The following is a 22,995-nucleotide window of genomic DNA, read 5'->3' as shown; positions in this document are numbered from 1 at the left end:
ACCTCGACGGAAATCATAAGACTTCCTCGTCAGTCATCACTTCGTTATCTTTATTTTCCAGCGTCGAATCGTATTGCAAAAACACTTCATCAAAATTTTTCGCCTGACGTGCTTCAAGGATTTTTCGTGGAGGGCCTTCCATCAGTGTTGTACCCCCGAATAACAAATGCACTTCTTCACACTTCAAGGCTTCATCCATATAGGACGTGGTTACAATAATGGTGATTTTTTCTTTTTCTAAATCTTTAAGCAGTTCCCAGAAATCTCTGCGACTTAAAGGGTCAACACCGTTAGTGGGTTCATCTAGAAATAAAACTTTCGGCGCCGATAGCAAGGCGCAGATCAGACCTAATTTTTTGTACATCCCACCGGACAGCTGCGAAGCTAAACGATCGGTAAATTCCGCTAACCGAGTCATTTGCAATAAACGTTCGCGACGTTGTTTGTATTCTTCTTCTGAAAGCTTATAGAGAGTTTTAAAAAACTCCAGATGCTCATGAATGCTCAATTCACCATAAAGACTTTGTGTTTGCGGCATGTAAGCCAAAAAGGGGCGAACTTCTGAGAACTCAATCGGCTTGCCACTCGCAGCGTATTTTACGTTTCCTGAATCTGGCGATAATAAACCCATCAAGTGACGCAGCAAGGTCGTCTTCCCCGCACCTTCTGGTCCGATAATACCGTGAAGTTTTTCTGCGGCAAATTTCATATCCAGACCTTTCAAGGCTTCGGTCGTTTTCATTTTCTTTTTCAAGCCTTGAACGCTGATTGAAATGTGCTCCATATCAGCCCTCGCCTTTCCACTCCAAAGTCATTCCAGGCTTCAAGACTCCTTCAGGATTCGCGAAACGAATTTTCACACCGTAAACCAGACGCGTGCGCTCATCACGCGTTTGCACATTCTTCGGTGTAAATTCTGATTCAGGATTGATGAACTCGATGTGACCATCGAAACTTTTATTGTCCATCTCGTGCACGCGGGCGGAAACTTTTTGCCCGATTTTCAATTTTCCAATTTCGTCATGAGGCAAATAAAAATACGCATAGACAGAATCCAGATCCCCGATCGTAAAGAGCTTCGCACCGGGATTCACCATCTCGCCGATTTCGAAATATTTTGTAAGCACCGTTCCTTTAAGTGGGGACGTCACATTACACCAATCAGAGCGGACTTTCAGATCGTCATAGCGACCCTTGGTCTGATCGTAAGAATCTTGAGCGATGTTCCCACTTCCTAAAAGTTTGCGTGAACGCTCGAAATTAATTCGCGCAAGGCCGTAAGAAACTTGAATGTCTTCACATGAAAGTTTTACGAGTTGCTGATCTTTCTGCACAACTTGCCCTTCCGCGACGGGCATTTCTGCGATCACGGACGCCACTCGCGCAGGAATATCCACTTTCGTCACCTCGACGGTGCCGGCGTAATAGAAATCGTTTCGAAAAAAGAAAAACTTTACCAGAAAGGCAATAACTAGAAGGCCAAGAACGACTGCGATAGGAACAATCTTTTTCTTCGACATAAACCAAAATTTACTACGCGTTTACGTCAGGCAAAATAAAAAACCCAGTGTCTTACAACACTGGGTTTTTTAGATTTATTTAACATTATCCAAAAAAGTAGACTTCTTTACTCTGGCAGAGCCAGAGTGCAAGCAAACTAGTTAGTTGGAGGCGCAAACCAGCAACGTGGGCGGAAGCCAACTGTGTCGCGTGGAGTGTAGCAAGAACCCACAGTGTAATCTGTGTCACTTGGTTGTACAGATGCTGGCACTGGGCAAAGATCGCCCGCCAAGTATGTATCCAAACGGCATTGAGTCGCTGGATGCGCATCGTTTGTACGACGTACAACTGATTTATCAGGAGTACCGAATGTTGGTGGTTTAGAATCACCGCTCAAGTCCATGAACAAGTTTGCAACTTGTTGACCCGCTTCAGAGATACGTTCACAGATCAATTGATCTTGCACGTTCGAGAATTGAGTTTCGCAACCTGTTTTAGCGATTGGATCGATAGTCAAACCCGCAACGATAGTCGCGTTGTCATCTTCAGCAAAGAAACGGCGAAGACATTTTGCAGTTGCATAATAGTCAGCGCCACCTTCATTTGTTGCCCAAGTGCTGTACCAGCCGCTTGATTTAGGTGCGCCACCGTTGTGATGTCCCAATTCGTGACACACAACCAAAGCCATACCTTCGATACCGATTGCTTTATGACGAGCCAAACCGCCGTACATATTCAAAACGCGAGTGTTGCCAGAGCGTTGAGCTGAAGCGTTCACTGTGCCATCAGACCAAAGACGATTGATTTTCAATTTATCACCCGCTGCTTCGATTTCAGCCGTGAAGATCTTTTCTACGCGATCCATCACATCGTTGAACTGAGCTTGAGAAATACCGCCAGTTGCGTACAAGCCTTCCGGAATGTACATATTGTTTTGTGGTACGAAACCTTCACAAAGTTCGCGTACTTGCGCCGACTTAAATGTGAAACCCAGCGTCGCAACAACTGCAACCCCAGTGAATGCACGAATCATCGTTGATTTAGTCATGACTACCCCCTCCTTGAGTCTAGACGTTTCGCAAAATCGGACCACACTCACAGAACATTTACAAACAGAAATGTGAGTCCATGTCACGGCGCAGCCTTGAACGCTCGTTTTTGCAGGTTTTTGATTAACGCGCTGTAAAGAACAAATCTCGGATGTCGATAAGACCTTAAGATTTGTTCTCAGGAAAGGACATCACATGAATTCACTTAAAGCTTGGTTCCATGGACTTCGCGGAAAACTTCTTCTCTCTGCTTTTCTGCCAGTCTTCGCATTCGTTGCACTGACATGGATTGCAATGAATGGTTTGAACACTTTGGGAACACAGCTTTCAGCTGCGTATGAAGATGTGATGCCGAATGTAGAAGCTCTTGGACAAATGGGTATGCAACGTGCGCGCGTTGGTTACTTTATTTGGGCGGCACTATCATTAAAAGACGAAGCCAAGGGTCGCGCTTCATTTATTGATAAAACAGTTGCTGCGTTTGAAGACTTTAAAAAAGGTCAAAACGCTTATGAAAAATCAGGTCTTCTTCCTGAGGAAGAAAAAACATATCAATTAGTACGTAATAATAAAGAAGAGTTCTACAAACTCACTGAAGGCATCATCGCGGACCTAAAAAAGGGCACGCCTGAAGCAGATGCGAGTGTGAAAGTTCTTATGAATGGCGGCCGCTGGCACGTCCTCGCCACTGACGTACAAAAAATGATGGAAGCAAACATCAAGTTTTTCTCTGAAATGAATAAAACCAACAATGAGAAGCAAAAAGAAGCACGTGCGCACATCTCGCAATTGTTGATCTTTATCTCGGCATTCTGCTGTTTTGCTTTGTTTGGTATTTTGATGTGGATCGCTTACCGCGTTTCAAACTCTGTTGGTTCTATCTCAAATCAATTAACAGAGGCCGGCCAACAAGTTTCTGTGGCGATTGGTCAATTGTCAGCAGCGGGTCAAACTCTGTCGCAAGCTTCAACGGAGTCTGCGGGCTCACTTGAAGAAACTGTTGCATCACTTGAAGAAATGTCTTCAATGGTGAAAATGAATTCTGATAATGCGAAACAGGCTGCCGCCCTTTCTCAATCTTCGAAAACAGCGGCAGAAGAAGGTCAACGCGAGATTCATCACTTGATCGAATCGATGAAAGATATCTCTCAATCATCTAAGAAAATTGAAGAGATCATCAACGTGATCGACGATATCGCTTTCCAAACGAATCTTTTGGCTTTGAATGCCTCTGTCGAGGCCGCTCGTGCTGGTGAACAAGGTAAAGGTTTTGCCGTGGTTGCTGAAGCCGTTCGTGCTTTGTCGCAACGCTCCGCCGTTGCCGCAAAAGACATTTCAACACTTATTAAAGAAAGCGTCGTTCAGGTCGAAAAAGGTTCCAAAGTTGCTGACCGTTCGGGTGAATTCTTGAACAACATCGTGACTTCGGTGACTAAAGTAGCTGATTTGAATAACGAGATTTCTGCCGCAAGCTCTGAACAAACAACGGGCATTCATCAAATCAGCAAAGCGATGAACTTACTTGATGAAAGCACGCAGTCAAATGCCGCTTCCTCTGAAGAAATCGCAGCTTCTTCTGAAGAGATTTCAGCACAGGCAAGACAGTTGCAAAACCTGACAGTTTCATTGAATGAAATCGTTATTGGCCTGCCGCAAGAATCGACTCCACAAAGCGAGCCGAGCTTGAAAAAGTCCCCGACAGCTCCTATGGCGAAAGTCCTTCCACTTCAGTCTAAAAAAGTGGCACCGCGCGTGGAGAAAAAGCCACATTCTGCGGCCGCGACGATTCCTTTTGATGAAGACGAAAGAGCTGGCAAAGTAGGCACAACGGATGGCTTTTAATCCGTTGTTTCCTTAAAATCCTTGTACTAGACTAGGGGCATGAAAATTCCATTCAATGTCCCTCCGCATAGCAGTAACGAAGAAAAATACATCAGCCAAGCCATTGGCTTTCGTAAGCTAAGCGGTGAAGGTACTTTCAATAAAAAATGCGCCGAGTGGTTTAAAGAACATCTGCACTGCCAAATGGCGGTCATCACTCCTTCTTGTACTTCCGCTCTTGAAATGGCGATGGTCCTTGCTGACATCGGTCCTGGCGATGAAGTCATTCTTCCCTCTTTCACATTTACATCAACAGCTAACGTGGTTGCATTGTATGGCGCAACACCGGTGTTCGTTGATGTCGAACCAGGCACAATGAACATTGATGTGGCAGCGATGGAAAAAGCGATCACTGCAAAAACTAAAGTTGTGATGCCCGTTCACTATGCCGGTATTTCTTGTCAGATGGATAAGATCATGGCGTTGTCTGATAAACATGGCTTCATCGTTATTGCGGATGCAGCCCAAGGCATCTTTGCTTCTTATCAAGGAAAGCCCGTCGGTTCTTTTGGTCACATGGCGGCTTACAGCTTCCATGAAACAAAAAACATCGTCTGCGGCGAAGGTGGAGCATTAATCATTAATGATCCACGTTTTGTCGCTCGCGCTGAAATTGTTCGCGATAAGGGAACGAATCGTCAGCAGTTCTTAAACGGCCAAGTGGATAAATACACATGGCAAGACAAAGGCTCTTCCTACCTACAATCTGAATTGGCAGCCGCATTCTTGTTGTCACAACTAGAAGAAGGATCATTGATCACGGCTCGCCGCCTGGCCCACTGGGAACAGTATCATGAAGGTTTTGCTGAGCTTGAAAAAGCCGGCAAGTTGACTCGCATGAAAGTGCCAAGTGATTGCGAAGGCAATGCGCATATTTACTATATGCTTTTAAATTCAGCCGATGAGCGCGCTGCTTTGTGGTCTTATTTGAAAGAGGCTGGCATTCAATCGACAACTCACTATGTGCCATTGCATTCCGCACCAGCAGGCATTCGTTTTGGTCGCGTCTCGGGTTCAATGAAAGTCACTGACGATCAAGCCAATCGTTTATTGCGTATGCCAATGTGGGCAGATCTAACAAAAGAAGACGTTTCTTTTGTTGTTAATAAAGTTCGTCAATTTTTCGCGGAGAAATAGATCATGAAAGGTATTATTCTAGCCGGCGGTGCGGGCTCTCGCCTTTACCCAATGACAAGAGTCATGACCAAACAACTACAAACGGTCTATGACAAACCGATGATTTATTATCCATTGAGCATTCTGATGCTTGGTGGAATCAAAGACATTCTTCTAATCACTTCACCTGACGATCAAGCTTCGTTTAAAAAACTACTTGGCGATGGTTCACAGTTCGGCGTGAAACTTTCTTACGTTGTACAAGAAAAACCAACAGGTCTTCCCGATGCATTCGTTCTTGGCGAGCAATTTATCGGCAACGATGACGTGTGCTTGATCTTGGGTGATAATTTGTTTTATGGCGATTTGACGTTCTTCCGTGACGCCATCCAAGCACAGAAAGAGAAAGCAAACGGCATGAATGGTCGTGTGTTTGCTTACTATGTCGCAGATCCATCTGCTTACGGCGTGGTTGAGTTCGATAAAAATACTAAAAAAGTAAAATCCATCGAAGAAAAACCAAAACAGCCGAAATCCAATTATGCAGTTCCAGGTCTTTATCTTTTTGATAAAACCGTTTCAGCCCGTGCGAAAGCAATTAAACCTTCCGCTCGTGGCGAAACTGAAATTGTTGATTTGATTCTTTCATATCACAACGAAGGCAAACTCGGTGTCGAGATGATGTACCGTGGTCTTGCATGGCTTGATACGGGAACTCCCCGCTCGATGCTTGATGCTGCGGCATTCATCGGCGCCATTGAAGAGCGCCAAGGTTTGAAAGTGGCGTGCCTTGAAGAGATCGCTTACCGCATGAAATTTATCACTCTAGAACAGTTGCAAAAAATCACAAGCGAACTTCCAAAATGTTCGTACCGCACTTATCTAGAAAAAATCACTTCTGAGGAACTATGAAACAAACTGTTCTTTTAACTGGCTGTGCTGGCTTTATTGGCTCAAACTTCGTTAACACCATCGCAATCCGCGAAGATGTGAAATCTAAATACGATTTCGTCATCGTTGATGCTTTAACTTATGCAGGTCGTTTACCCAACATCCAAAAATCGTTGGATGAAAATAAAAATTTAACTTTCGTGCACGCTGACATCCGCGATTCACACAAAATGGATGAGCTTTTTAAAAAGCATCAATTCACTGGCGTGATGAACTTCGCTGCCGAATCCCACGTCGATCGTTCTATCGAAAGCCCGAACATCTTCGTTGAAACAAATGTTCTTGGCACACTGAACTTGCTGAAAGAAAGCTTGGCGCTGTTTGAAAAAAACCCTGCCTTCCGCTATCTGCAAGTCTCTACTGATGAAGTGTACGGCACATTGCAAATGGAAGATCCGGCGTTTACAGAGCAAACTCCGATCGCGCCAAACAGCCCGTACAGTGCTTCAAAAGCCAGTGCGGATCTTTTGGTTCGCTCCTTCTTTGAAACGTTTAAACTTCCAACAATCATCACTCGTTGTTCAAACAACTATGGCCCGTTACAAGTGGAAGAAAAGTTCATTCCATTGATGATCAAACGTGCGTTGGCGAATGAAAAGTTACCGATTTACGGTACAGGCATGAATATCCGTGACTGGATCTATGTCGACGATCACAATGAAGGCGTCTGGAAAGCGTTTACTGATGGCAAGGCCGGTGAAGTGTATAACTTCGGCGGCAATTCAGAACGTCAGAACCTTGATGTTGCAAAAATGATTTTGAAACACTTGGGTAAGCCTGAATCACTTCTTAACTTCGTACAAGATCGCAAAGGTCACGACTTCCGCTACGCGATCAACTATTCAAAGGCGCAAAAAGAATTGGGCTGGACTCCGAAAGTTAACTTTGAAGAACAAGGCCTTCTTCGCACGATTGAGTACTACAAAAATCTATGGGCGAAGTAAGAGTTCTTCACTGCATCCACTCCCTTTCTTGGGGTGGACTTGAAATCTACACCTGCGAGCTAATTCAAAAGCTGCAAGAGGCCGGCATCCAACAATGGGTGCTGTGTTCGGCTCACAGTCGTGTGGCTGAAGAACTAAAAAAGGCTGGCGTGCATACGTTGCCCTTTCCAGAAAAGAAACTTTCAAAATTTGCGACAGCCAGACTGATCAGCAAGATCGTCAAAAAGCACAAGATCACTTTACTGCATTCACACACACGTTTGGATATGTGGGCTTGTGCTTTAGCAAAATGGAATAAACCAAAACTTAAACATATCTATAACCTGTACATGAACGCGACCCGCAAACAGGACTTCGTTCATCGTTGGTTGTTTTCAAAAGTGGATGCTCTGTGTTCTTCTTCCGAAACGATCTTAAATGATGTGCGCAAGAACTTCCCTATTGCATCAAGCAAACTGCATCTGATTCGCTACGGTCGCAAAGTTGAACAATTCCATCCGTATCCAAAAGAGCGTGAGGGACTTCGTCATCTTTACAACGTTACTGACAACCAGATTGTGATCGGTACACTTTGCCGTATCGATCCGGGCAAAGGCGTGAAAGAACTTGTACAAGCACTTGATGGCTTGGACGATTCAGAATTAAAGCGCCTACAATTGTGGATCATTGGCGATCCAACAATCGCCGGTAAAGACGACAAGGGTCATCCGATCCCTGCTCCGCCATCAAAGGATTTATTAGACTGGGTGAACGAGCAACGCTTGAATGAGCGTCTTAAAAATCATTTGGTGCGTATTCCGTTTCAGCGTGAATACATTCCCTACATTGAAGCTTTGGATGTATTTGCCCTAGCTTCCTACAACGAGACTTATTCGTTAAGCGTTCTTGATGCCATGATGATGGCAAAACCCGTCATTGGCACAAATGCCGGCGGCACTCCAGAACAGGTGGGCGCCAATGAACGTGGTATGTTGGTGCAACCAGGCTCTGCAAGTTCGATCACTGAAGCCTTTAGATTTTATTTAAACAATTCGGTAGCGATTAAAACACAAGGCCTGAAGGCGCGTCAGTGGTCCATTCAGAACCACGATTGGCCAGATACTTTAAAACAATTTACGGATCTTTATTCTAAGATGAGCTGAGAGTATTTATCTTTGTGATTCTGCAAATACTTCGGGAAATTCTCGTCGATTTGCACGAACTCAGAATCTAACTCTTGGCCATACAGACTGCCACCCTTACGAATCACTTCTTCGATACGTTTTGCATCTTTAAAGTCTTGAAGGTTGTGTTCTGTATGAGCGTAAGCTTCGATCTTTTCAATGACCTTTTTCACCCCGCCTAAATAACTGAAATGCCAGCCACCTTCAGGAATGATGATGAGATTCTTAGAGTTCTTACGCTGCCCGCGATTCAAACGCGCCTTCTGCACAGTTTTAAGATCTTTATAGTGCATCATCACCGTACCCTGCCATGGCATATAACCATTGTAGTACTCGATAGGCTCTGGATACTTTTTCACGAAGCAGTTTAGGAAATAATAATACAAGCGCTGCTGGAAAACTTTGATTTCCGGAGTATTAGCGTATTTTGTAACCAGCTCGGGACGTGGAATTTCATCAACGTCAGAAATAATAATCACATCATCAGGCTTGCAGTTTTTTAGACCTTGCTTGATTTGTTCTTTTTGGTGGTCGTCGTAATCCCAAGTCGTAGGAACACGGAACTTTGAAAAGAACGTCGGATATTTATCGACCACGATGTGCTCGATTTTATGAAGAAACGGTTTAAAACGTTCTTTATTTTGCTCAAAAAATAGAGGTTTTTCTTTTTTCTGAAAAGTACGAGTTGCCTCGACCAAAACAAAACGGTCCACGACTGAGTCCAACGTATTTAAACGGATCTCTAAAAGATCAAGCTCATTAAAGAATGCAAAACAGTCGTAGATCATGATATCCTCGTATTCCTATGACTATGCCTTACCGAAAAATCCTTGTCATTAAAACTCGCGCGATCGGCGATACGGTTATTTGGACCTCAGCTCTCGCGGCGTTGCGTAAGGCTTATCCTGAAGCGGAAATTCATGCCCTCACCTATGGGATGAACCGCGACATCCTGTTGAATAGCTTGTTGATTGATAAGCTTCACCTGGTTGATGCAAAGTCCAAAACTGATTTCGTAAAAAAACTTTGGCAGCTACGTAAAGAGAAATTTGACCTGCTTTTGGGTTTCCACGTTTCTGGCAGCCTGTGCAAATTTGCCTGGTTAACAGGCGCAAAAGAGATCGTTCTTCATCACCACAGCCTGCAAAGAACGCCATTTTTGTCGTCAAAGAAAGTTCCTCATGCGGGCGAACTTGAAGACGCAATCACACGCGACTACCGCGTTTTGGAAGCCATCGGCTTACCGGCTACAAAACACGAACTGACGCAAATTGATTTAAAATCTGAAGAAAAAGAATTCGCCCAAAAACTGACTCGCGAAAAAATCATTGCCGCTGGTGGCGATCCAGACAAAAAGCGCTTCGTATTTCTTCCGGGCGCATCGTATTCATTGAAAATTTACCCTAAAGATTTGTGGGTTCAGACGGTTAAAAAGATTCGCGATGAGGGCGTTTTTCAGCCTCTTGTTTTGTGTGATCAAAAACTCTCAAAAGAATGGAACATGCCTGCCTTATGTAAAGAGCTTGGCGTGCCATTGATTGATGACGTGAGCCTTCGTCAGTTCATTTCATTGATTTCAACGGGTGCAATCACACTTTCAAACGATTCAAGCCCTGGACATATTTCTGTGGCTTTAGATGTGCGCACGCATTTCTTATTTGGTCCGGCATGTATCGGCGATTGGTTCTGTTACGATCCAAACAGACACACCTATCACCGCGTCGATGTACCTTGTCGCATTCAAGGTCCGCGCGACCGCGAACAATTCCAATTCTGCACAGTCACAGAATGCAGCCATCACAGCTGCATGCGTAAGATAGATTTATCGGGAATAAAAGCGTGGTAGTTAGGCCACGCCGAAAGCGCGAAGACCTTGAACGATGCCCACTGCCAAAAGATAAGCAACAGCATTAAATAGAATCAACTGGGTCACTGCCATTTTTAGTGAACCACTTTCGCGAATCTGTACCGCGAATGTCGACATACACTGCAAAGCAATCATAAAGAACACAATCAAACCGACAACACTGCTAACGGTGAAGATCTTTTCACCCTTCATGTTTGTCGCGTCCGACATCGCTTTTAGCATCGACTCTTGTTGCGTGTTTTCATCTTTATCAGTGACGTTGAAAACGATCCCCATCGACGACACGAACACTTCACGAGCGGCAAAAGCAGAGATCAAACCAACACCCACGCGCCAGTCAACACCCATCGGCGCCATCACCGGCTCAATCACGTGACCTACTTGACCTGCGTAACTAGTTTGTAGTTTTTCTGTGTCAGTCGCTGCGTGATAATTCGGGAATGTCGTACCTGCCCAGATCAAGATCGCAAAGATCGTGATCGGTGGACCCGCACGTTTTACGTAAGACAAAGTACGAGTCAAAGATTGACGAAGAAGCACGCGCATCTTTGGCTTACGATAAATTGGCAGCTCCATCATAAAGAACGAAGTATCACGTTTTGGAATAAACTTATTCACGATACTTGCCGCAATACCACCAATGATCAAAGCGCCTAAGTACAAGAACGCCAATGCAAAGCCTGCTTTCCATGCTGACTGTCCATGAAACAAGAACGCGAGCAACAAAGCATAAATCGGCAAACGTGCTGAACACGCCATCAATGGAATAATAAACGACGTAATCCAACGATCACGTTTAGAAGAGATGTTACGAGTCGCAATGATCGCTGGCACCGCACAAGCAAAACCTGACAACACCGGAACGAAAGAACGACCACTCATACCCAGCGCTGAAAACGGACGATCAATTAAGGTCGCCGCGCGCGCTAAGTAGCCAGAGCTTTCAAGCAAACCAATACCAAAGAACAAAATGAAGATTTGCGGCACGAAAACCATCGCAGCACCAATACTTGCGATAATACCGTTTGCGATAAAATCCGTGACCAATGAATCCGGCGCAAGTTTCAAAACTTCCGCATTCATGAAGCTAAACGCTTGGTCGACTGCATCCATCAACGGAGCCGCCGCCCAGAAGATAGATGAAAACAACGTTCCCATGATCAAAATAAACATCACCAAACCAAATGTTGGATGAAGAAGAACTTTATCAATGCGTTCCGTATTTTTAACGATGTGATTCAAGCGATCCTGTGCATGATCTGTTTTATGAGTCAGTGCTTCGTTGGCGATCTTTTCGCAGTATTGAAGTTTTGTTTCTAAAATTTCAAAACCCCAGAAGACTGGCTTTTTCACCGGCGATTTCACCGGAACTTTTTGCGCTTCCGCAACGATCTCTTTCAAACCGCCAGCCAGCAAACCGTCGAATTGCAAAACTGGGCAGCCCAAAGTTTTGCGCAAGTAATCCATATCGATTTCAATGCCTTCTTTGCGAAGAAGATCGGCCATCGTGATAACCACGATCATTGGAAAACCAGTCTCTTTCACTTGCAAGGCAAGCTGAAGATGACGAGCCATCTGAGTGCCGTCGATCACAACGATGATCCCACTGACAGTTCCAAATTCAGGGCTTTCATAGATGGCTTTTAATGTGACTTCTTCATCCGCACTTTTTGGATGAAGAGAGTACGTACCGGGCGTATCCATCGCCGTGATGCCTTCACCAAGATGACCGGCCAATTTACCCAAAGAATATTCAACTGTTGCTCCCGGATAGTTCACCGTTTTAAAGCGTGATCCTGTGAGCCAGTTGTACAAAGTTGTTTTGCCAGAGTTCGGAGCTCCGACTAAAGCGATGGATTTCGTTGTCGATTGTTCTGCTACTTCAAGCTGACTGTCGCGCATTGCGCTTCCTCGTTTCGAAGAGCCAAGAAACTTGTATTGAAACGAACTAACAACGGTCCGCCAAATGGAGCTCTTCCCAAGATAGTGATCATCATGCCTGTTCTTAAACCCATTTCGTGCAAGCGTTCACGAACGACAGAATCTCCGCCCAAACTTTGGATTTCGACAACGTGCCCAGGTTTAAGAATTGAATCGAGTAAGGTCATGATTTTCCTTAAGAGTTAGAGACTTCATAAAAAGGCCAGCTGACTGCGTTGCTCGTCGTCACCGTACATTGAGTACGCTTTTCTCCTCGCGCCTTGCATCTGACCTTTTAATGCAGTCTCTCCGTGAAACTAGTTAAGATTATAAGAGTATAAAGGGTAGTTATTTGGCCTCATAAAACTTACTTGAAAACGTGTTGAGAATGAATATCGTCTCAGGGTGTAATTAATGCCACAAGCCCGCTAGATGTAGGTCTGGATTTGAAGGCTGCTCATAAAGTTTGCAGCAGCTAGACCGATCTGAAGTCTATGGATAAACGTCTTAAGACTATCATCGGTGTTTGTAGCTTATCCCTTCTAACTACTCTGTCCGCACAGGCGTCGCAGGTTTTTTATGCGCCCGAAAAATGTGCACCTTCAGAACTGCAGTTGGTTCTAATCAATCACTCCACTTCGGAACTTAAAGCGTGGACCCAAGTTCGCGTGGGAGTTGATATCGATGAGCAAGAATTTGATCTTGAGCCACTTTCAAAACTTAAAGTAGCAGGCGAAGATTTTCTAAAACACTCCCAGAGTTTCAGTGTGAAAACCCCAAGTGACGAGGGACTTCAAGTCATACTTCAATGCAAAGATCAGCTAGAAGTTACTTTAAGTTCTTACACATCCCCGTTTATCACACATGAACTGAAATCTGCTTCGCATAGTGTGAAAGTTGACCTCTTAAACCTTTACTTGAAGAAAAATAACGTCACTTTAAAAGCTTTCAGTGCTTCAAACATTCTTGTCGCAGAAAAAGCAGTTTCACTCGAGAACTCTTATGATACGCAATCTTTCAAGTGGATTTTTGAAAGTGAAGCCACTCGCATCGAAGTCATCAGCGAAGAACGCATAAACTCGACGGTCATTTCTGCGGCGGCAGATGTCGAAGTGCAATCACATGCCGTCGTGAAACCCGCGGCACGCCTCCCCGCCTCTGATAAAAAAACTTATTTCTTAGTTTCGACTCGCGATAAAAATCCAACCGGAGCCTTCGTCATTGCCCTAGACCAAACCGAGCAAATCGCAACTGCTCGCGAACAGATTGCACATCCCGAATTGGAAAAAATTGTGGTCGCAACGATCGCCTTAGGATCGGGCGGCTTCAATCGCAGCTTTACGGCAAAAGACAAATCACCCTATTCATGGAGTGTCGCCCAAGTCGATAACTTTGCCGACTTCGCCCACATCGATTGCGATGGCAGCCCCGATTTAGTAGAAGAACGCTTAAATAGAAAACTAAACGAAGACGCAAGAATCTGCTTCTGGCGCTACCGAATCATCCGCGAACTCTCCCCAGAAGAAGTCCGCTCCGGCACCCTCAAAAACCGAATCGATATGAAATAGCCAGATGCACAAGTGCTACTGCACTTGTGGCGCAGCCCACGCGCAAGGAGGAAGGCGTACTACCTGTACGCCGACGACGAAGCAACGCAGTCAGCTGGCTGTTTCAGATCGATTCCTACGCTTTTACAACGGTAGAAGCGCCTTGCCCTTGGGTTTCTTCGACTAAGACTTTTATTTCTGGCACTTTGTATTTTTTGAATTCCGCAAAGAATTCTTCTGCCAAAAGGCGGGACAGATTTTCGACGCTGGTATTTGTGACCGGCAACAAGATCACTTCATTCAAAGGAAATACGTAAAAACGATCACGGAAAGTCACTTCTAGGGATTTGTCCGTTTTATTGAATTTCATGTCGGGATGTTTTGCGGGCAAAAGAACGATTTCATCCCAGCTATCAAGCTTGGCTTTAATGAATTTTTTAAAGACATTAAAGTCCATGAAATAACCTTCAGAGTGGTCGTCGGTACTTTGTGGGGCTACGATGTCGACTTGAACTTGGTAGTTATGTCCATGCAGGCGTTCGGCATGCTTTTCATCAAAAATCAGAAAATGAGCCGCTGAAAACTTAAAATTTTGCTTCGCCAGGTGCAAGGTGATCGTGGACATAGTCTCCCCTCATGGGTATAAGTTGTAACATGAAATTCGAACTGAAACAGCATTTTCAAATTGAATCAGCCCGTTTCCTGCCTCACTTGCCGGCAAGTCACCCTTGCTCTCGTATGCATGGTCACAGTTTTAAGATCGTTTTAACTTTGGTTGGCGATTTGGACCCGAAAATTGGTTGGGTGATTGATTATAACGACATTCAAGCGCACATGAAGCCTTTGCTTGAACAAATTGATCACAGAGTTCTGAATGAAGTGCCCGGACTGGAAAATCCTACGTCCGAGCTTTTGGCGAAATGGCTTTTTGATAAAGCCCGCCCGGTTCTACCGATGCTAACTCGCGTGACTGTCGCCGAAACGCCAGCCACGGAATGCTCGTATCCTGCCTAAAGATTTCGGAAAAATCGAAACGTAGACTCAACTACTCCGGCGAAGCCGGAGTGCTAAAAAGAGCAGTAAACGCGTTCGCCCTTAGCATCAAAGTAAGAGATGCTGTCGTCGTCATTGTGACCGATCATTTTACCATTGACGTCGAAGAACGCGCCCACTGGGTTGTCACCTGGCCAAGATTTAACTTCGATATGTGTGACACCCGTCGCAACTGAGGTGCGAATAACGATAGCTAGATCGTTATAGCTTTCTTCACCTGTCGTGAATAGCTCTTGGATCTCTTTCAATGAAGCAGGCTTCGTCGTGTAGCCGTAATCCATCAAATAAGCGTTAACCAATTTCAAGTAATAGGCAGACAAAGACTTCACTTTTTTCACGTCGATATCTTGCGCTGTGAATTGCGGTTTGTCGTTGTCGCCTTCGTCAGTTTGAAGTTTGCAGATTTCAGGTTCAGTCGATTTGTAAGCGTGAGCTTGAGTCGAAACAACAACAAGCAATAAAGCGGCAAAAAGTGATTTCATGGGGAATCTCCTAAAAGGGTTTATTCTTAAGTGAATGAACCTCTTATAACCGAGAGCCCCAGAAAACATCAGTGCAAGTTCTTCAACTAAACATGCACTAAATGTATAACAATCAAGCTTTATATTGTTCCAGATTATGGAAGGTTATTACTTAATCAAAGCGCCGTTCACACGAACCGCAGGCCCCAACTGAAGATCTTTTTCGAACTTCTGACGGAACATCGGTGGATACAACATCACAACTGTTGAACCCATGCGGAACATACCAAGCTCGCTTCCTTTGTGGGTTGGGATTTCTGGCGAGTATGTTTTGTGCTCAAAGATATGCGGACCTTTTTGATTGCCCTGAATCTTATCATCGAAACTTAAAACGATGTGACCCACGTTTGTAGCTCCAACAAAGACAACACCCACGGGACCCAAATCCGTTTCGATCTCAACCAGCACTCTTTCGTTCACAGAGAACAAATCAGGAACGTTGTTTGTGCTCCACTCGTTCACAGGCCACAACTCACCCGGCATATAACGAACGGACGTGATGTTACCATCCACTGGTGAATGCACACGGTGGTAGTCTGTTGGGCAAAGGTAATAAGTCATGAAAAAACCGCCTGCCCATTTCTTTTGGCAGTCAGGATCTTGGGTGAATTCAGACAGTTTGTAAGTGATGCCTTTGGCTTGAATCAAAGTGCCGTTATCAATCGGTGCGGCTTGCGTAATCACGCTGTCAGCCGGGTGCACAGCCCAAGAGTTCGCAACCGGGCGCAGACCTGGCTTTAAACGGCGAACGAAGAACTCCCCAATTGAAGGATATTCGGAATAATGCTTTTCAGACTCTTCCAAATTGATGTTGTACATGGAGGCAAAAGCCTTCACCGACATGTTGGCCCACCATTTAGGGCCTTGGTAATGCATAATTTTGCCGGCTAGGCGGCTTAAACGTCTCTTTGGTAGAATTCTTGTAATTGCTGACATGAATAAATTCCTACCCCAGGGCGATACCTTTGTCATCTCTAGTCTTCTTAATGCACTTCTGTTATAACTGTCCCACACCAATTGGCATATAAACGTGCCCAGGAGAATTGAATGTCTAAGATATTTAACAATATCGAAATCCCTATTGATCAAGACCTAGAAGAAAAACTCCAATGGCTGATGCCAGAGCATGGCCCTTACCGTATTCTTCGCCAAAGTGTTGATGCCAGACGTGCGCATTCTCCTCACTTCGTATATTCCGTTGAGGTTGCTAACAAAGGTGAAAGCCTGTCGCTTCCGCAATTTGATTTAGAAAAAATCTCTGCACCCAAAGAAAAACCCCTCATCGTTGGAACAGGTCCTGCGGGTTTGTTCGCGGCTTTGCGTTTTGTCGAAAGAGGTGTACCGTGCGTATTGTTTGAGCGCGGTTCCGACAGCGGCGAGCGCATGAAAGGTATCAACCAATTCTGGCGTTACGGGAAACTTGATCCACGTAACAACGTTTGTTTTGGTGAAGGTGGTGCTGGTCTTTACTCTGACGGGAAATTAATCACGCGTATTAAATCTCCGCATATTCCTTACGTGATGAATCGTCTTGTAAAATTCGGCGCGCCTGAAGAAATTCAGTGGTTGTCAAATCCACATGTGGGTTCGGATCGTATTCGTCGTGTGATTCCAAAACTGCGTGAGTTCCTAAAAGCCAACGGTTGTGAAATTCATTTCAACACGCAGGTCACAGAAATTCTGACTGAAGGTAAACAAGTTGTCGGCCTTAAGACAGAGCACGGTACAGAATTCAAATCGCCATACGTAATCCTAGCCACGGGCCATTCCGCTGAAGACATGATCAATCACTTGCGCGACATCGGCGTGCACTTGGATGGAAAATCGTTTGCGATGGGTTTACGTATTGAGCATTCGCAAGCAGCGATCAACAAAATTCAATATCGTCAGTTTTCAGAACATCCCAAATTAGGTGCTGCAAATTATAAATTAGCAGATCACGATGATGAAACCGGCATCGGTGTTTATTCATTCTGTATGTGCCCAGGTGGTTACGTTCTTTCGGCAGGCACTGAGGCTGACGGTCTGGTTTGTAACGGGATGAGTAACTACAACCGCAACTCCCCTTACGCAAATGCCGCGATCGTCGTTAGCATCCATCACAATAAACTTTTCGGTAATGACGTGTTCGGCGGCATGAAGTTGCGTCGTGATTTGGAAACACGTGCCTTCCAGGCCGTACAAGATGCGAAAGGCACAAAAGAGTTGCCTGCGCAAAACTTGATGGACTTCCTGCAAGGTACAAACTCGAAAAAAGGTCCACGTCCTTTGCAAGCAGGATCTTCACCTTCGGGCGCATTAAATATTCGCCTGGATGAGCTTCTTCCAAAGCACATGACGACACGTATTCGTGAGGGGTTGAATAACTTCAACCGCAGCATGAAAGGTTTTATTTCCGAAGACTCGCAAGTTTACGGTATTGAATCGCGCACAAGCTGCCCGGTTCGCGTGACTCGTGATAACGCTTCACTAGAAAGTATTTCGCATGCGGGTCTGTATCCTGCAGGCGAAGGTGCTGGCTATGCGGGTGGTATTACTTCGGCTGCATGTGATGGTATTAAGATCGCTGAAACAATTATTGCGAAACTCACTTCTACGTCTGTAGCTCTGCAAAAGTAAATTTCAGTACCGGGGAACACATCTCCGGTACGTCCTTTGAACACCTATAAGTCATGAATGTACTTACTTGCTTTAAAGCTTCCAAACAGGCTTTTGCTGTCGCGCTTTTATTCATGACGATGACATTTTCTGCATTGGCGCAGGCAGCCCCGATGTGCGCTGAGGTGTTTTCTCAAAATGAGACATCGCCGCAAGAGATGTACATGCTCGCGCGGAACTTTCATAACGCCTACGAAGATTTCTACACACCCATCAGAGCCAAAGCTCCCATGAGCAAAGAGCAGTTTCACGAGCATCTTAAAAACCTCGAAAAAGTGACTGAAGAATATTTCAATGCATCAGGCATTGCTTTCACCAAAACGCCGAAGAAAGTACCTAAATCAGAAACTTCAGCAGCCTGGCCCGAAGAAACTTATTCGGTTTATACGATCACTGTCGACAAAGCCTTAGATATCAATGCGAAACTTCTGAATGGCTTTGCGATCAAGACCGGTAACCGCGTCAAAATCAATTTTGATCCATTGATGAATTTATGGAACCCAAGCTTGGGTGGCTATTTTCTTCCGGCTAATAATTCAATCACTTTTAGCTATACGGCGATCACCTTCCGCTATCTGGGTTTGTCAGATGTTATTCGTCATGAAATGCAACACGCCTTTGAGTTTCAAAAAATCTTAGATGGAAAACATACTCTCGCCCGCTTTCAATTCAGAGCGGAAGGCAAAAGCGATAAACTTTACGAGTCCTTCGCAAGTCTTGATGAACTTGAAGCTTATTCGCGCGAACTGCGTTTATTGAAAAATCCAAGCACGCGCTTTAAACAAATCGCAAAAGATGCCGGCAGCAATGTTCTTGCGGTCGAGTTAAATCGTATTTCTGACATTCAACGTGAACAGAAATTCTTAAAAGACTTTGCTGAAAAATCAGTTGTTGCATTAAAGCTGCTTCGTCAATCGGTGGAGTCTGGCGCTTTGGTTTCTGCTTCATTTACCAAAGAAGGTACGTTCAAAGTTGCTTTCGATCTGAACGGAGATTCCGCGTATTCGAAGGTTGAATTGAATCTTTCTGGTATTGATTCAACAAGAAACATCTCACAACAGATCAAAGAAAAATCATTGGCTGAAATCGACTGGGCCGAACAACGTATCGAAGAGATTTTTAAGCGCTTAAATTAAATTCGCTGCCAAAACACAATAAGACGTTTGCTAGAGATTCTTTTAAAATATCGTCTGGAGGTACACTATGCTCTGGACGTTATTGATCGGTTTCATCGTTGGCGTTGTTGCTAAATTCGTTATGCCCGGCGATCAGAAACTCGGCATTATTATGACCACCATTTTGGGTATTATCGGAGCCCTGGTCGGAACTTACATCGGCCAAGGATTAGGCTGGTACCAAGAAGGCGAAACCGCAGGCTTCATCGCCTCCGTCTTCGGCGCCGTCATTGTTCTAGTTCTCGCACGCCTACTCACCAAAAAATAAAAAAAGCGGAACTTTCGACTCCGCTCTCTAATTATGTCATAAGCTTCTTTTAAAGGGACAGATGCAAGGCGCGAGGAGGAAGGCGTACTGTCAGTACGCCGACGACGAAGCAACGCAGTCAGCTGGCCCTTTAAAAAAGCTTACAGGTTTCTGCGGTATTGGCCGCCGACCTCGTAGAGCGCCTGAGTCATTTGGTAGAGACTGCAATGTCTTGCCGCTGACATCAAGGCTGCGAAGATGTTGCCACCATTCAAGACCGTATCTTTCAATTTCTTCAATTGGATATCGGCTTCTGATTTATGGTCACCTTGGAACTTGTGAACATTATCAAGCTGCTGGTTTTTTTCTTCATAAGAAGCACGAGCTAACTCAATTTTCGGTGGAACGTAGTCTGCCGCCATTGTTTTAGGATCGATAAACGTGTTCACACCGATGATTGGCAATGTGCCATCATGCTTAAGGCGCTCATAATACAACGATTCTTCTTGGATTTTTGAACGTTGATATTGAGTTTCCATCGCACCCAACACCCCACCGCGTTCGTTGATCTTTTTGAATTCGTTCAAGACAGCCTCTTCAACCAGATCTGTCAGCTCTTCCATGAAGTAAGAACCTTGCATTGGATTTTCATTCATCGTCATACCGAATTCACGGTTGATGATTAATTGAATTGCCATCGCACGACGAACTGATTCTTCCGTTGGAGTCGTGATCGCTTCATCGTAAGCATTCGTGTGCAAGCTATTGCAGTTGTCATACAACGCAATCAAAGCCTGCAACGTCGTACGAATATCATTGAAGTCAATTTCTTGAGCATGCAATGAACGACCTGAAGTTTGGATATGGTATTTCAATTTTTGTGAACGATCATTGGCTTTGTAAAGATCGCGCATCGCAACCGCCCAGATACGACGAGCCACACGTCCCAAGACAGAGTATTCAGGATCAAGACCGTTACTGAAGAAGAACGACAAGTTCGGAGCGAAATCGTCGACTTTCAAACCACGCGATAAGTAATACTCAACGAATGTAAAACCATTCGAAAGAGTAAACGCCAATTGAGAAATCGGATTCGCGCCCGCTTCCGCAATGTGGTAGCCAGAAATTGAAACAGAATAGAAGTTACGGATTTTTTGTTTAACAAAGAATTCCGCGATATCGCCCATCATCTTCAATGCGAAGTTGATAGAGAAGATACAAGTGTTTTGCCCTTGGTCTTCTTTCAAGATATCAGCTTGAACCGTGCCGCGCACTTGTTGCAACGTCCAGATCGCAAGATCCGTCCACTCTTGTTCAGTCAATTTGCGACCTAGTTCTGCTTCTTTTTTACCAACTTGTTGGTCAATCGCGGTATTGAAGTAGAATGCCAAAATCATCGGTGCTGGACCGTTGATTGTCATACTCACAGACGTATTTGGATTGATCAGATCGAAACCTGCATAAAGTTTCTTCATGTCATCCAAAGTACAGATGCTTACACCGGACTCACCCACTTTACCGAATATGTCGGGACGTTGATCAGGATCTTGACCGTACAATGTCACAGAGTCGAAGGCTGTCGACAAACGATGCGCAGTTTCGCCTTTTGTAAGGTAATGGAAACGACGATTTGTACGTTCTGGAGTGCCTTCACCCGCGAACATACGTTTTGGATCTTCGTCGGCACGTTTCAATGGGAACACGCCCGCAGTATACGGGAATTCACCTGGAACGTTTTCAAGTTTCAAATATCTAAAGCGATCGCCCCAGTCTTTAAACTTAGGCACGACAACTCTGCGGATTTTAGTACCGCTTAAAGATTCGCGAGTTAATGTTTGGCGCAATTCTTTATCACGAACTTGGAACACAAGCTCATCACCAGAATAACGTTCAATCAAACCATCAAAGTTTTTCAACGAATCAAGTTCTTCCGCCGTGAATTCAGATTCAAGCTGCGCTTGAACTTTCTTAACTTGTTCTGCCGGAGTTCCCAATAAAGGCGCGAGTTTATTCAAACCGCCCAATTTAGAAGCCTCTTCAGCTAAGTCTTCCGTGCGTTTTTTATATTTATGAATTGTTGTTACGATCTCTGCCAAATAATTTTGGCGATCGGCTGGGATAATACCGTGCTCTTCCGCAGACAAAATATTTGCCTTATGAGCAGCATCGACAACCCAGTGACCTTTTTGTTTTTCTTCCAAAATGTCAGCCAACTGGAAGAACAATTTATTAACGCCGCCATCATTAAACTGTGAAGCTTGAGTCAAGAAGACTGGCACTTGCACTTTTTCATCAAAGATTTTGCGCGAGCGTTTGTATTGTTTCGTTACATCACGAAGTGCATCCAAGGCGCCACGACGATCGGCTTTATTCACGGCAATCAGATCCGCGAAGTCGATCATATCGATTTTTTCCAATTGTGATTGCGCACCGAAATCAGAAGTCATGACGTACATAGAGATATCGCTGACTTCAGTAATCGCCATATTGCCCTGGCCGATACCAGACGTTTCAGCGATGATCAGATCGAAATCCAATTGGCGCACGAATTTCAAAATATCTGGCAATGACGAAGCAATCTCGCGACCGGAACCACGCGACGCCACCGAACGCATGTACACGTGATTACGTGACAATGAGTTCATACGAATACGGTCCCCTAGCAATGAACCACCCGTTTTACGTTTAGACGGGTCCACGCAGACGACCGCGATTTTTTTATTAGGATAAGCGTTCAAATAACGCTGAACCATTTCGTCGATCAAAGAAGATTTACCCGCACCACCCGTACCAGTGATACCCAAAACCATTGGAGCTGTTTTGGCTTTGAACGATTCAAGACCGAATGAATTCAAAGACACATCTTTGTGACCGTTTTCAATCGCTGTCAGGGCAACACCCAACTCGACTGAAGGAACGTTGTCACCTTTGAAGATGTTTTTCTTTGTTTGGAATTGTTTTTGTTTTTCAAGCAAATCGAAATCGCAACCGCGCACGATCATTTCGATCATGCCTTCCAAACCTAAACGACGACCGTCATCTGGATGGAAGATTTGCGCGATACCGTAAGCTTCAAGTTCACGTTTTTCATCGTGAACGATCACTCCGCCGCCACCGCCGAAGATTTGCACATAACCTGCACCCGCTTCATTCAAAAGATCACGCATGTACTTGAAGTACTCCATGTGACCGCCTTGATAGGAACTGATGCACACGCCTTGTGCGCCTTCTTGAAGAACCGCTTTTACCACATCACTGACTGAACGGTTGTGACCCAAGTGGATCACTTCCGCACCCATATCTTGTAAAATACGGCGCATGATATTGATACTGGCATCGTGCCCGTCGAAAAGGGCTGCTGCTGTGACGATTCTTACGGGATGCTTCGGAGTGTACGCCATAA

Annotated in this window: 21 protein-coding genes; 11 read left to right on the top strand and 10 right to left on the bottom strand. The window is 44.8% G+C overall.

What is annotated here, in order from left to right; translation table 11 throughout:
- Positions 1–13 precede the first annotated feature (13 nt).
- The 3 genes from DOE51_RS08845 to DOE51_RS08835 form a co-directional block, all read right to left on the bottom strand.
- On the bottom strand, positions 14–784 hold the full coding sequence (locus DOE51_RS08845; protein ID WP_142696170.1) for an ABC transporter ATP-binding protein: 771 nt from the start codon (positions 782–784) through the stop codon (positions 14–16).
- A gap of 1 nt (position 785) precedes the next feature.
- Positions 786–1,520, bottom strand: coding sequence for an HlyD family secretion protein (locus DOE51_RS08840; protein WP_142696169.1), 735 nt, complete (start codon positions 1,518–1,520; stop codon positions 786–788).
- A gap of 137 nt (positions 1,521–1,657) precedes the next feature.
- Entirely contained in the window at positions 1,658–2,548 is an 891-nt protein-coding gene (locus tag DOE51_RS08835; RefSeq protein WP_246845515.1) for a hypothetical protein, read from the bottom strand.
- Between the two features lie 196 nt (positions 2,549–2,744).
- Between DOE51_RS08835 and DOE51_RS08830 the strand changes: the two genes are divergently transcribed.
- From DOE51_RS08830 to DOE51_RS08810, 5 genes are read left to right on the top strand one after another with little or no spacing between them, the layout of a single operon-like run.
- Positions 2,745–4,391 (top strand): methyl-accepting chemotaxis protein, encoded by a 1,647-nt coding sequence (locus DOE51_RS08830; protein WP_142696168.1) that lies wholly within the window; start codon positions 2,745–2,747, stop codon positions 4,389–4,391.
- Positions 4,392–4,430: 39 nt separating this feature from the next.
- The gene (rffA, locus tag DOE51_RS08825) at positions 4,431–5,567 is read left to right on the top strand and encodes a dTDP-4-amino-4,6-dideoxygalactose transaminase (RefSeq protein ID WP_142696167.1); all 1,137 of its coding nucleotides are present in this window, start codon (positions 4,431–4,433) and stop codon (positions 5,565–5,567) included.
- A gap of 3 nt (positions 5,568–5,570) precedes the next feature.
- Positions 5,571–6,458 (top strand): glucose-1-phosphate thymidylyltransferase RfbA, encoded by an 888-nt coding sequence (gene rfbA, locus DOE51_RS08820; RefSeq protein ID WP_142696166.1) that lies wholly within the window; start codon positions 5,571–5,573, stop codon positions 6,456–6,458.
- The gene (rfbB, locus tag DOE51_RS08815) at positions 6,455–7,441 is read left to right on the top strand and encodes a dTDP-glucose 4,6-dehydratase (protein WP_142696165.1); all 987 of its coding nucleotides are present in this window, start codon (positions 6,455–6,457) and stop codon (positions 7,439–7,441) included. The genes rfbA and rfbB overlap by 4 nt, the downstream gene beginning before the upstream one ends.
- The gene (locus tag DOE51_RS08810) at positions 7,429–8,583 is read left to right on the top strand and encodes a glycosyltransferase family 4 protein (RefSeq protein ID WP_142696164.1); all 1,155 of its coding nucleotides are present in this window, start codon (positions 7,429–7,431) and stop codon (positions 8,581–8,583) included. Before rfbB ends, DOE51_RS08810 begins: the two co-directional genes overlap by 13 nt.
- On the opposite strand, the gene DOE51_RS08805 is transcribed toward DOE51_RS08810, so the two are convergent.
- The gene (locus tag DOE51_RS08805; RefSeq protein WP_142696163.1) at positions 8,565–9,392 is read right to left on the bottom strand and encodes an N-acetylglucosaminyltransferase; all 828 of its coding nucleotides are present in this window, start codon (positions 9,390–9,392) and stop codon (positions 8,565–8,567) included. The genes DOE51_RS08810 and DOE51_RS08805 overlap by 19 nt on opposite strands.
- 23 nt (positions 9,393–9,415) lie before the next feature.
- On the opposite strand from DOE51_RS08805, the gene DOE51_RS08800 reads away from it, so the two are divergent.
- Positions 9,416–10,450, top strand: a complete 1,035-nt coding sequence (locus DOE51_RS08800) for a glycosyltransferase family 9 protein (RefSeq protein WP_210415581.1) — start codon at positions 9,416–9,418, stop codon at positions 10,448–10,450.
- On the opposite strand, the gene DOE51_RS08795 is transcribed toward DOE51_RS08800, so the two are convergent.
- Both DOE51_RS08795 and DOE51_RS08790 read right to left on the bottom strand, forming a co-directional pair.
- Complete coding sequence (locus DOE51_RS08795) at positions 10,451–12,373, bottom strand: ferrous iron transporter B (protein ID WP_142696161.1); 1,923 nt, start codon at positions 12,371–12,373, stop codon at positions 10,451–10,453.
- The gene (locus DOE51_RS08790; protein ID WP_142696160.1) at positions 12,349–12,579 is read right to left on the bottom strand and encodes a FeoA family protein; all 231 of its coding nucleotides are present in this window, start codon (positions 12,577–12,579) and stop codon (positions 12,349–12,351) included. Before DOE51_RS08790 ends, DOE51_RS08795 begins: the two co-directional genes overlap by 25 nt.
- 306 nt (positions 12,580–12,885) lie before the next feature.
- Here DOE51_RS08790 and DOE51_RS08785 point away from each other — a divergent pair, with 306 nt between their 5' ends.
- Positions 12,886–13,959, top strand: coding sequence for a hypothetical protein (locus DOE51_RS08785; RefSeq protein ID WP_142696159.1), 1,074 nt, complete (start codon positions 12,886–12,888; stop codon positions 13,957–13,959).
- 115 nt (positions 13,960–14,074) lie between these two features.
- On the opposite strand, the gene DOE51_RS08780 is transcribed toward DOE51_RS08785, so the two are convergent.
- Positions 14,075–14,563 (bottom strand): 6-carboxytetrahydropterin synthase, encoded by a 489-nt coding sequence (locus tag DOE51_RS08780; RefSeq protein WP_142696158.1) that lies wholly within the window; start codon positions 14,561–14,563, stop codon positions 14,075–14,077.
- Between the two features lie 29 nt (positions 14,564–14,592).
- Between DOE51_RS08780 and queD the strand changes: the two genes are divergently transcribed.
- Entirely contained in the window at positions 14,593–14,952 is a 360-nt protein-coding gene (gene queD / locus DOE51_RS08775) for a 6-carboxytetrahydropterin synthase QueD (RefSeq protein ID WP_142696157.1), read from the top strand.
- Between the two features lie 53 nt (positions 14,953–15,005).
- On the opposite strand, the gene DOE51_RS08770 is transcribed toward queD, so the two are convergent.
- Both DOE51_RS08770 and asd read right to left on the bottom strand, forming a co-directional pair.
- A complete protein-coding gene (locus DOE51_RS08770; protein WP_142696156.1) occupies positions 15,006–15,473 on the bottom strand; it encodes a hypothetical protein in 468 nt (155 codons plus the stop codon).
- Between the two features lie 147 nt (positions 15,474–15,620).
- Entirely contained in the window at positions 15,621–16,448 is an 828-nt protein-coding gene (gene asd / locus DOE51_RS08765) for an archaetidylserine decarboxylase (RefSeq protein ID WP_246845514.1), read from the bottom strand.
- Positions 16,449–16,559: 111 nt separating this feature from the next.
- On the opposite strand from asd, the gene DOE51_RS08760 reads away from it, so the two are divergent.
- From DOE51_RS08760 to DOE51_RS08750, 3 genes are all read left to right on the top strand, one after another.
- A complete protein-coding gene (locus tag DOE51_RS08760; RefSeq protein ID WP_142696154.1) occupies positions 16,560–18,131 on the top strand; it encodes an NAD(P)/FAD-dependent oxidoreductase in 1,572 nt (523 codons plus the stop codon).
- 53 nt (positions 18,132–18,184) lie between these two features.
- Positions 18,185–19,306 (top strand): hypothetical protein, encoded by a 1,122-nt coding sequence (locus DOE51_RS08755; protein WP_142696153.1) that lies wholly within the window; start codon positions 18,185–18,187, stop codon positions 19,304–19,306.
- 67 nt (positions 19,307–19,373) lie between these two features.
- Positions 19,374–19,613 (top strand): GlsB/YeaQ/YmgE family stress response membrane protein, encoded by a 240-nt coding sequence (locus DOE51_RS08750; RefSeq protein WP_142696152.1) that lies wholly within the window; start codon positions 19,374–19,376, stop codon positions 19,611–19,613.
- Positions 19,614–19,753: 140 nt separating this feature from the next.
- On the opposite strand, the gene icmF is transcribed toward DOE51_RS08750, so the two are convergent.
- Positions 19,754–22,993 carry a fused isobutyryl-CoA mutase/GTPase IcmF gene (gene icmF / locus DOE51_RS08745; protein ID WP_142696151.1) on the bottom strand — a complete coding sequence of 1,080 codons (3,240 nt, stop codon included), beginning with the start codon at positions 22,991–22,993 and terminating at the stop codon, positions 19,754–19,756.
- Positions 22,994–22,995 lie beyond the last annotated feature (2 nt).

The sequence above is a fragment of the Bdellovibrio sp. NC01 genome (genome assembly GCF_006874625.1).
Taxonomy (GTDB): domain Bacteria; phylum Bdellovibrionota; class Bdellovibrionia; order Bdellovibrionales; family Bdellovibrionaceae; genus Bdellovibrio.
This window is presented reverse-complemented; position numbering and strand designations above follow the sequence as displayed.